Below are 10,995 nucleotides of genomic sequence, written 5' to 3' on the forward strand. Positions count from 1 at the left end.
CGATTACGACAAGGGCTTGCCGGCCGGTTAATATCTGCTTAAGATGACAAAATAGATAGACTATTATCCACCTGTACCATCGCGCCTCGCGATGCCGAAATTCAACGATCCAGCCGGAGGGGCGGAGAGGAGAATGACATGACGGTACATGGGTTCGCATCGCCATATTCGAGTTATCAGGGCGATCTTTTAAACGTAGCCGTCATCGGCCGCGGCTTTTCCGGAATGATGATGGCCATCGCTCTGTTGAAGACGATCCGCCAGCCTTTTCGCCTTCGTCTGATCGATCCCATGCCCACGGTCAGTGGCGGACAGGCGCTACTCACCGCACGGTCAACCGAAATTCTGAACAGTCGCGCGCGCGACCTTTCGGTTTCCACGGGAGAGCCCAAGGATTTTACCCGTTGGCTGCAGGCAAATGCGCCGTTCCGGCAGGCCGTTTCAGCCGCAATCCCCGGCTTCGGCCAGATTTTCGTGCCGAAATCCACTTTCAGTGACTACGTTTTCCAGCGATTTTCCGAGGCACTTGCCGAGCGCAAGGACGTTTCTGTGCAGATGTCGAGCGAGGGCGTTGCCAGCGTCCGCGTCACGGAATCCGGACTGTTCGAGATCGCGTTCGAGGAAGGCGACACTGGTCGTTTCCATGATGTGATCCTTGCCACCGGTTTTGGCCGCAAACGCGCGGAATCCAGGCTTGAGGCCCTGGATACCTTTGCCGAAGGTGGAGCAGACGCGGAACACGTTGTCGTGCTCGGCAGCGGACTTCGCGTCGTCGACCAGGTGCTGCAATTGCGCGACGGCGGCTTCCGTGGTCGCATCACCATCGTTTCGCGACGCGGTTTCCTGCCGCAGCCGCATACGCGCCTTCCGGCAGATGCGGTCTTCCCAAACCACCCCATGCCATCCAACCTCCGCCAGATCGTCCGTTTCGTGCGGGAGGCCTGTGCAGAGGCGGAGGAAAACGGCTGGAGCTGGCAGGCAACCATGAACGGCCTGAGGAAGCGTGCTCGCACGCTCTGGTCGTCGCTTCCGCCGAGCGAAAAACGTCAGTTCAACCGTCATCTGCGATCAATCTACGACGCCCACCGCAACCGCCTGCCTGCCGATGTCCATGCCCGGCTGGAACGAGAGCTGGCAACGGGACAGACAGAACTCCGGCGGGGAACGGCGATCGAAACGGTGACGTCGGGTTTGCGTGTGCGCTGGGCGGGTGAAACCGAGGAAAGTCTATTTGCCGCCAGCGAAGTTATCGATTGTCGATGCCTTGCCCCCGACCTTTGCGAACCGGTCATTGCCGACCTTCTGAAGGGCGGCCTTGCCGTAACCGACGAGCTGGATCTCGGGCTGGCGGTCAATCCGGCAGGCGAACTGCTTGGGTCGAAAAATAGGCCTGCCGGCCTCTTTGCCATCGGCCCGCTCGGACTGGGCTCGCTTCCGGATATCGATCTTGTGCCAGAGATCGTCACCCAGACCTATGCGGCGGCCAGCCTGATCGACGCACGCTCCATGCCACAGCTGCGGGCGGGATAGTAGAGGCGGTCAGCCGCGGCGAAGATCGATCTGTGACGTCACCACCGATTTCCCGCTTTCGGGATCGCGATCAATAGTGACGATGCGGATGCCATTTCCGCTGGTGCGCTCGATGCGCATATCAGCGGATTTGTCGCCATTGATTTCCTTTGACCATAGAACTTGAAGCTGGATCGTTTGACCCGAACGTTTCCCAGATAGTGTCGCCGGGCCGCTTGCCGCGCCCGTATAGGTGCCGCGATAGCGCGATCCGGTCACATTGAGCCGCGCATCGATGTTGCGCTTGAAGACGCCGAGGCTCCGGCATGTACCGGAAAGCGACAACGAAGTCGCCTTCGCGACGGATGTGAACGTGCAGGTGAGGCTGATAGCTGCCCGGTTGGTGCGCAGCTTTGCAAAGCCTGTTCCCTTCAGGGTGCCCTGCAGCGAAGCAAGATATTCAGCCTCGCCGGCGAAGGAGGGCGCGGCGAGCGAAAGGCCGGCAATAGCAAGGGGGATCGTCAGGAAGCGCATGCGGGTTTCTCCTGATGGGATTGGCCACAACGAACGAGCGGCCAAGACGTTCCTGTTGCTCGCTTGTAGATTTTATTCTCAATGCGAATAAAGCCGCAAGGAGAACCGTTATCTCGCGGTCCGTTGACAAATGGAGACGTTCCTCCAACAGTGCGGGCAGATCGAAAACGGCAGCGGTGGGGGACAAATGTCGATGCGCGCGCTTATCCGGAACTTTGCGTTCTTGATCACCGCCACCTTGATGGCGGCGGGGCCAGCGCTTGCGGCCGACCGCCATGTGATCGCCAATCCGGATAGCGATTATTTCGGCTTTGACCTGCGCACGGAGCAGAATGTCAGTCTCGCGGACTGCGAAAGCGTCTGCCTTGCCGACAGCGCTTGCAAGGCCTTCACCTATAACCCCAAAGTCAAGTGGTGCTTCCTCAAGTCTGATTTCAACCAGGTCAATCGTTTTGCCGGCGCAATCGGTGGCAAGGTTGTAGAGGCTGACGCTAATGAACCGGATATCGGCGCACCCCCTGCCTTGCCCTTTATCTCCGACCAGCTTCTCTCCGACGCCCGCACAGTCAAGCAGAACCTTGAACTGGCCGAAGACCAGAAGACACGCGGCTTCGAAAGCCTGAAAGCCGCCGCCCGGCGCGAACTCAATAACAATAATGTCGATGCTGCACTGCTCGCCTTCCGCGGGGCGCTGGCGATCGAGCCTGAGGACGCCGATCTCTGGATCGAGACAGCCCGAACTGCCAACCGTATTCTCAACAACACCGATGTGGCCGTGCAGGCATCGCTCTCGGCCATCAACGGCTACCAGCTGACCCGCACCACCCAAGAGCGGGCCGATGCGCTTTCCGTGCTGGCGCTCGCACTTCAGCAATCCGGCAATGGCCGCCCGGCGCTCGATGCCTACAAGGCGAGCCTTGCTCTCGTAAACGCCCGCACCGTCCGTGCAGCCTACCTCGATCTGCGCACCCGCGAAGGCTTTCGCGTCACCGAGCACACCATTGATGCCGACAGCGCCACGCCGCGCGTTTGCGTCACTTTCTCCGAACCGCTGGTCAAGCTTGGCGTCGACTATACACCCTATGTCAGCCTGAACGGCGAGGCGCCGAAGGCATTGGAAGCTTCGGGTTCGCAGATCTGCGTCGAAGGGCTCGATCACGGCCAGCGTTACAAGCTCGCTTTGCGTCGTGGCCTGCCGTCCTCGATTTCCGACGAGCCCCTGGAGGAGAATGTCGAGTTCGACGTCTACGTCCCGGATCGCTCCGCCATGGTGCGTTTTACCGGCGACAGCTTCGTCCTACCGTCGACCGCGCGCCGGGGCATTCCGATCGTCTCGGTCAACACGTCGAGCGCCAATCTGAAGCTTTACCGGATCGGCGACCGCAACATTGCGCCGCTGATGGCGAATTCGCAGTTCCTGACGCAGCTTGATGGCTATAGTGCCGATCAGATCAGCGAGCAGAATGGCGAACTCGTCTGGGAGGGTGCGATCGATATCGCGCCCGAACTCAACAAAGAGGTCGTGACCTCGTTCCCGGTCGATGAGGTTCTGCCGAAGCGCAAGCCCGGTGTCTATGTGCTGACAGCCGTTTCAGGCACCGGCGTTTCCAATGAATGGGACAGCCGCGCCACGCAGTGGTTCCTCGTGTCCGATATCGGCCTTGCCACCTATTCCGGTAGCGATGGGCTGAACGTCTTTGCACGCTCGCTGGCGAGCGCCAAGCCGATGGCCGGCATCAAGCTCAATCTCTTGGCCAAAAACAATGAAGTACTGGGCACCGCGACGACCGATGTCAGCGGCCGCGCGACCTTTACGGCCGGCCTGATCCGCGGCACGGCTGCGATGATGCCAGCTATCATCTCGGCAGAGAGTGGCACAGACGACTACGTCTTCCTCGACATGACCCGCGCCGGCTTCGATCTTTCCGATCGTGGAGTGACCGGGCGTGCGGCGCCCGGTGCGCTCGATGTCTTTACCTGGACCGAACGCGGCATCTACCGTGCCGGCGAAACCGTGCATGTCTCGGCTCTCGCCCGCGATTCCAGTGCGCAGGCGGTCGAGAACCTGCCGCTTACCTTCATCTTCACCCGGCCGGATGGCGTCGAGGATCGCCGCCTTGTTAGCGACGGCAAGCAAATGGGCGGTTATGCACTCGACTTGCCACTGCAGCCGAACGCCATGCGCGGCACCTGGATGGTGCGGGTGTTTACAGATCCCAAGGGCTCTTCGATCAGCGAAAAGACCTTCCAAGTCGATGATTTCGTTCCGGATCGTGTCGAGTTCGACATGACGAGCAAGCTTAAGCAGGCGGATGTCGACCAGCCGATCCCTGTCGATATCAAGGGCCGTTACCTCTACGGCGCCCCGGCAGCGGGATTGGAGCTCGAAGGCGATATCGGGCTCAAGACCACCCGCGAAAATCCGGATTTCCCGGGCTATGTCTTCGGCCTTGCCGATGAGGAGGAAAGCGAAGACAGTCTTACGTCACTCGATTTGCTGGAACCGCTTGATGACAACGGCGAGGCGTCTCTCGATGTCACGTTGCCTGAACTGCCGTCCACCACCCGGTTGCTCAATGCTCAGATCACCGTGCGCATGCGCGAGGCCGGCGGCCGGGCCGTCGAGCGCTCGCTGACGCTGCCGGTCAAGCCGGCATCCGACATGATCGGCATCAAGCCGGAATTCAGCGGCGACCTGCAGCAAAATTCCGTTGGCCGCTTCCATGTGATCGCCGTGGATGCCGATGGCAAGAAGCTGGCGGGCACCAAGCTCGGCTGGAAACTGCTCGCTGTTGAGCGCGATTATCAATGGTATCGCGATGGAACGGCATGGCGCTATGAGCCGGTCATCTCCACCCGGCAGATTTCGACCGGGACCGTGGATACAAGCGAAAACGGGGCGGAAATCTCCGCGTCCGTCGATTGGGGCCGCTACCGCCTCGAAATCGAAACCGCCGATCCTGGCGGCCCGACGACCAGCGTCGAGTTCGATGCCGGATGGTATGTCGAGGCGACGTCCACTGAAACGCCTGATGGCCTCGAAATCGCGCTCGACAAGGAACATTACGCCATCGGCGAGACCGCCAAGCTGAAGATCTCGCCGCGTTTTGCCGGTGAAGTACTGGTTACGGTCGGCTCCGAAAACCTGATTGCCACCAAGCTGGCGAGCATCGGGGCCGAAGGCGGCGAGATCGACCTGCCGGTGACGCAGGAATTCGGCGCCGGCTCTTATGTGACGGCAACGCTCTACCGTCCTGGAGATGCACAGCAAAGCCGCATGCCGATGCGCGCTATCGGCGTCAAATGGCTGCCGGTCGATCCGGCCGAGCGCAAGCTTGCGGTGAAGCTCACCCTGCCGGAAAAGACGCTGCCGCGGCAGACGCTCAATATTCCGGTCGAGGTAACCGGTGCGGGGGCAGGGGAGGGCGCTTATGTCACGGTCGCGGCCGTCGATGTCGGCATTCTCAACCTGACCCGCTATGAAGCGCCCGATCCGGACGGCTGGTATTTCGGCCAGCGCCGCCTTGGCCTCGAAATCCGCGACCTCTATGGCCGCCTGATTGATGGTTCGCTCGGCGCCATGGGCCGGCTGCGCACGGGTGGTGACGGCGGCGAGATGGCGCTGCAGGGAAGTCCGCCCACCGAAAAGTTGGTGGCGTTCTTCTCCGGTCCCGTAACGCTCGATGAGAATGGCAAGGCGATCATCAGTTTCGATATTCCGCAATTCAACGGCACGGCGAGGGTCATGGCCGTCGCCTGGTCGAAGGCGGGCGTCGGTCATGCCAGCCAGGATGTGGTCATCCGTGACCCGATCGTGGTCACCGCCAGCATGCCGAAGGTTCTGGCGCCCGGCGACAAGGCGGAGCTGAGGCTTGATATTGCCAATACCGATGCGCCGGCCGGCGATGTCCGCCTCTCGGTTGAGGCCGATGCCTCGATTGCGATCGACAAGGCGTTGGCGGAACAGACATTCCCGCTGCCGCAGGGCGGCAAGTTCGATGTGACGTTACCTCTGACCGGTGTGCATCCGGGAAGCGGGGCGATCACCCTCAGGCTTGCAAGCGCGGATGGTACATCGCTCGATCAGGCGATTTCTGTTCCCGTACGCCCGGCAGCTTTGCCGGTCACCACTCGTAACCCGATTACGCTGCAGCCGAATTCCAGTCTTAAGGTCGATGGCGAACTGCTGGCGGAAAGCATCCTTCAGGGTGCAGCCGTCAGTGTGAACGTCACACGCTCGGCAGCTTTTGATATTCCGGCGTTGCTCGTCTCTCTCGACCGCTACCCCTATGGTTGCGCCGAGCAGACGACGAGCCGGGCGCTGCCGCTGCTTTATCTCAGCGAACTCCTGAAGCAATCCGGCATGGCCGAAGAGGAGGACGTCAAGAAGCGGGTGCAGGAGGCGATCTACAAGGTGCTTTCCTACCAGTCGTCTTCCGGGAGCTTCGGTCTCTGGGGGCCGGGTTCGGGCGATCTCTGGCTCGATGCCTATGTCAGCGACTTCCTGACCCGGGCACGCGAGCAGAAATACGACGTTCCGGAACAGGCTATGGTGCAGGCGCTCGACAATCTGCAGAACGCCCTGAGCTATGACAGCAATGTCGTCGATCGTGGCAACGAGATGGCCTATGCGCTCTATGTGCTCGCCCGCAATCGTAAGGCCGCGATCAGCGACCTGCGTTTCTATGCCGATACGAAGCTTTCCGAGTTCCCGACGCCGCTCTCCAAGGGGCATCTGGCCGCAGCGCTTGCGCTCTATGGCGACGCCCAACGCTCGGGTAGCATCTTCGAAGAGGCGCTTCAGATGGCATCGACGACCACCCCGAGCCTCAGCCGCTCCGATTATGGTTCGGCCTTGCGTGACAATGCAGCGGTGCTGACGCTTGCCGCCGAAAGCCGGCCGGTGCCGCCGATCATCCCCCAGATGGCCAAGCTCGTTTCTCGTGAATGGGAGCAGCAGACGTATACGAGCACGCAGGAGCAAATGTGGATGCTGCTTGCCGCCCGCGCGATCCAGAAGGGTAACGAGGACCTGAAGATCGAGGTCAACGGCGAGGCTTATAGCGGCGGCTATTCCGCCCGCATGACCGGCGACGCGCTGCTGGACACGCCGATCGTGCTCGCCAATCGCAGCAAGGATTCGGTGACAGCCGTAGTAACGACGGTTGCCGCCCCGGCCTATCCGCTGCCGGCCGGCGGCAATGGCTTCAGCATCGACCGGACCTACTATACGCTGGATGGCGAGGAGGCCAATGTCAGCGAAGCCCGGCAGAACGAGCGTTATGTCGTGGTGATCAATGCCACCGAGACCAACGACTGGCCTTCGCGCGTGCTGATCACCGATCTCCTGCCTGCTGGTTTCGAGATCGACAATCCAAGTCTTGTAGACAGCGCCAAACTCTCGAACTTCGACTGGATCGGAGAGGTGGAAGCGGCCCATACGGAATTCCGCTTCGATCGCTTCGTCGCCGCCTTCGATCGTAGTGCCGGTGACAACAGAACGATCACCGTTGCCTATGTTGTACGTGCCGTCACACCGGGCACCTATGACCACCCGGCCGCGAGTGTCGAGGACATGTATCGCCCGCAGTTCTCGGCGCGCACGGCGACGGGACGCATGGAAGTTAAGGCAGTCGAGTAATGAAGAGGCGCTGGAAGTGGCTGGGGGTTGCGGCGGCCATTGCGGTTGCCGTTCCCGCCGCGATCTTCGGGCTCAATACGGCAGACCGCGCATTCCCGCCGCCGCTGGAAGGTGCACGCATCGTCTCGTCCGAAGTGCTCGATGCCGATGGGCAGTTACTCCGAGCCTTTGCAACGCCGGAAGGACGCTGGCGGTTGAAGACGACGGCGGATGAGGTCGATCCGCAGTTCTTGCGTATGCTCGTTGCCTATGAAGATCGCCGTTTCTATGAGCACAGGGGCATCGATCCCTATGCGGTGGCGCGGGCGGTTTGGCAATTCATCAGCCACGGCCGGATTGTCTCCGGCGCCTCGACACTTTCCATGCAAGTGGCCCGTTTGATCGAGCCGCGCCAGAGCCGCAGCCTTGATGCCAAGTTGTTGCAGCTCGTCCGCGCCCTGCAGATCGAACGGCGGCTGACCAAGGCGCAGATCCTCGATCTCTATCTGACGCTCGCGCCCTATGGCGGCAATCTGGAAGGCATCCGGGCGGCAAGCCTTGCCTATTTCGGCAAGGAGCCACGACGGCTGACCGTACCGGAGGCGGCGATGCTGGTCGCCATTCCGCAGCTTCCGGAAAAGCGGCGCCCGGACCGCAATCCGGCGATTGCCAAGGCCGCGCGACAACGAGTTCTCGAGCGCTTGGCCGTATCCGAAGTGATCGGAGAGGGCGAGGCGGAGCGCGCGGCACTTGTGCCGGTTCCATCCCGACGCCTCCAGCTTCCTGCTTATGCCGCCCATCTAGCGGAAGCAGCTCGCCGAAAAGACCCAGCGAAGACTGTCTTCCAGACGACCTTGCGGCGCAGGATCCAGAGCGAGCTTGAAACGGTGGCGCGCGAGGCGGCATCCCGGCTCGATCCTAAGGTTTCGGTGGCGCTGATCATGGCGGATGCCCGCACGGGCGAGATCGTCGGCGAGGTAGGGTCGGCCGACTATTTCGACGCCAGTCGTTCGGGCTGGATCGACATGACCCGCATGCCGCGTTCTCCCGGCTCGACGCTGAAGCCCTTCATCTACGGCCTTGCCTTCGAAGAGGGGCTGGTTGCGCAGGAGACGATCATCGAGGATCGCCCTGCCGACTTCTTTGGCTATCGCCCGCGCAATTTCGATATGAGCTACCAGGGCGATGTGACGATCCGAGATGCCTTGCAACTATCCCTCAATGTGCCTGCAGTCCGGTTGCTCGATGCAGTGGGGCCGACACGGCTTCTGATGCGCTTCCGCCGCGCCGATGTACGGCCGATCCTGCCGGACAATGAGGCCCCGGGGCTGGCGATCGGTCTTGGCGGTCTCGGTATAAACCTTACCGATCTTGTCCAGCTTTATGCGGCTCTTGCCAACAGCGGCAAACCGGTGAGGCTCGGCGATGGGATTCATGCTGAACCGGGCGTATTCGCGGGTGATCCGCTTCTCGATCCGGTGGCCACCTGGAATGTGGCTGACGTGCTTTCCGGCGTCATTGCGCCGGCCGGCAGCCGGCAGCGCGGCATCGCCTACAAGACCGGAACGAGCTACGGCTACCGCGATGCCTGGTCCGTCGGGTTCGACGGTCGCTACGTGCTGGGCGTCTGGATCGGCCGGCCGGACAATGCCGCGGTGCCGGGCATGGCGGGGTATGCCAATGCTGCCCCGATCCTGTTTGAAGCCTTCAACCGCTCGGGCGTTGCCATTACGCGCCTGCCGAGCGCACCGCCCGGCGCCGTGCGCATCGCGCAAGCCGAATTACCGATCAGTCAGCGGCGCTTTGCAACTACCGCCAATGGGCTGGTGGTCGCGTCAACACGCGAACCCGCGCCCCAGATCGTCTATCCACCGGAAGGTGCTCACGTCGAGCTTGGTGCCGACGCCGCGGGTATTGCTCAACCCCTGACGTTGAAACTCCAGGGCGGGAGGGCGCCGTTCCGGTGGCTTGCCAATGGCAAGCCAATGGCGGAACCTTTACGTCGGCGCACGACGCAGTGGACGCCGGACGGTGCCGGTTATTCGACGCTGACCGTGATCGACGCGGCAGGGCGAGCAGCAAGCGTGCGGGTCTTTCTGCAATAACCTCGCTTCGCTGATCCGAGTGCAATTGGCTGGGGACGACGTGTGCTAGCGGCTACACGCGTGATCCGAATCGCCATAACCTTCGATCTTGGATTATCCCCTAGTGATCAATCGGGATTCACGAAGAGGTTCTGATCCTTTAACAGTGGACCATGATTCGGTTTCCCTTGATTCGACAAAACACCCCTTCGCGGGGATTTTTCGCGGGGTTTTTCCACCGCCATGTGCCCGTTTTGAGCATGCCAAGCCTGCGGAGAGCAGCGACGCTTGCTGTGATGAGTGCTTCCGTTGTGGCTTGCGGCGCGCCGCGCGACGGCGTTCGTCTGACCGAAGGCGCCACAACCGTTCCCTCGGAAGAGGCAATGGCTCTGCCGCCACCGGGCGGGCCTGCCGTTGTCAGCGTTGTCTCCCGCACATTCACGAATGCCGACGAGCAAGACATACTGCTGTTCACCTCGGCATCGACGCCAGGCCAGAACTTCCTCCGTATCAAGCTTTTCGGCCCCATGGGCATCGATCGTGATGGCGGCAAATCGCTTGGCTATGCCACATTGCGCGAAAGCACGATCGGTCAGGAAATGCGCGCGCAGTTTCCCGGCGTCGGGATGAAACGCTCCGATCTCTTCCTGCAGAACGATTACGGCCCATTCGGCTATGCATTTGGTCGCGGCCGCCAGAACGATTCCTGCTTCTACGGCTGGCAACAAATCCGCTCCAATGAACAAGAACGCTCTGCCTTCCAGAACGGTGGTACCATTCAGGTGCGTTTGCGGTTGTGCGAACAAGGGGCGAGCGAAGAAAAGCTCCTCTCGGTCATGTATGGCTATACGATCCGCGCCGGCATCAGCAAGCCGGGCTGGAACCCCTACGGCGCGCCCCCATCCGTGGATGATGGTCTGGGGCGAACCTCCAATCCGATTCGGCCGCTTCCGCAGGATCTGGAGCCGGCCCGGGTGACGCACGTTTCCAGGCCCATAGTGACGAAGGTTGTGCCGGTTCGAGCGACACAGGTGGAAAATTCCACTCAACTTGTGCCATCGCCGGACGGCGTGCAGAATCCTCAGGCGGCGGAAACCATTCCTTTACCTGTAACGTCAGATATGAACACAGTCGTTGTTCCTTCTCCGTCTTGCGTGGCAAACTCGGACGGAACACCGCCGTGCTAGAAGTAATGGTCCATGATGGACCGCGGATCAGAACCCGATCCGTGCACGGTTGTCGAAGATA

Annotated in this window: 5 protein-coding genes; 4 read left to right on the top strand and 1 reads right to left on the bottom strand. The window is 61.3% G+C overall.

Going from position 1 to position 10,995, the window contains the following annotated elements:
• The first annotated feature begins 138 nt into the window (after nucleotides 1-138).
• On the top strand, nucleotides 139-1,530 hold the full coding sequence (locus QO002_RS22545) for an FAD/NAD(P)-binding protein (RefSeq protein WP_307234022.1): 1,392 nt from the start codon (nucleotides 139-141) through the stop codon (nucleotides 1,528-1,530).
• Between the two features lie 9 nt (nucleotides 1,531-1,539).
• On the opposite strand, the gene QO002_RS22550 is transcribed toward QO002_RS22545, so the two are convergent.
• Nucleotides 1,540-2,043 (bottom strand): hypothetical protein, encoded by a 504-nt coding sequence (locus QO002_RS22550; protein WP_307234024.1) that lies wholly within the window; start codon nucleotides 2,041-2,043, stop codon nucleotides 1,540-1,542.
• A 193-nt stretch (nucleotides 2,044-2,236) separates the two neighbouring features.
• On the opposite strand from QO002_RS22550, the gene QO002_RS22555 reads away from it, so the two are divergent.
• The 3 genes from QO002_RS22555 to bcsN all read left to right on the top strand — a co-directional run bounded on the left by QO002_RS22555 (nucleotide 2,237) and on the right by bcsN (nucleotide 10,934).
• Entirely contained in the window at nucleotides 2,237-7,684 is a 5,448-nt protein-coding gene (locus tag QO002_RS22555; protein WP_370878568.1) for an MG2 domain-containing protein, read from the top strand.
• Complete coding sequence (gene pbpC, locus QO002_RS22560; protein ID WP_307234028.1) at nucleotides 7,684-9,768, top strand: penicillin-binding protein 1C; 2,085 nt, start codon at nucleotides 7,684-7,686, stop codon at nucleotides 9,766-9,768. Before QO002_RS22555 ends, pbpC begins: the two co-directional genes overlap by 1 nt.
• 152 nt (nucleotides 9,769-9,920) lie before the next feature.
• Entirely contained in the window at nucleotides 9,921-10,934 is a 1,014-nt protein-coding gene (gene bcsN, locus QO002_RS22565) for a cellulose biosynthesis protein BcsN (protein ID WP_307234030.1), read from the top strand.
• The last annotated feature ends 61 nt before the right edge of the window (nucleotides 10,935-10,995 follow it).

Source organism: Pararhizobium capsulatum DSM 1112 (assembly GCF_030814475.1).
GTDB lineage: Bacteria > Pseudomonadota > Alphaproteobacteria > Rhizobiales > Rhizobiaceae > Pararhizobium > Pararhizobium capsulatum.

Bases quoted from the DNA above. Each gene is read 5' to 3' on its own strand.
- QO002_RS22550 (WP_307234024.1), bottom strand. From the start codon at position 2,043: ATGCGCTTCCTGACGATCCCCCTTGCTATTGCCGGCCTTTCGCTCGCC.
- QO002_RS22555 (WP_370878568.1), top strand. From the start codon at position 2,237: ATGCGCGCGCTTATCCGGAACTTTGCGTTCTTGATCACCGCCACCTTG.
- pbpC (WP_307234028.1), top strand. From the start codon at position 7,684: ATGAAGAGGCGCTGGAAGTGGCTGGGGGTTGCGGCGGCCATTGCGGTT.
- QO002_RS22545 (WP_307234022.1), top strand. From the start codon at position 139: ATGACGGTACATGGGTTCGCATCGCCATATTCGAGTTATCAGGGCGAT.
- bcsN (WP_307234030.1), top strand. From the start codon at position 9,921: ATGATTCGGTTTCCCTTGATTCGACAAAACACCCCTTCGCGGGGATTT.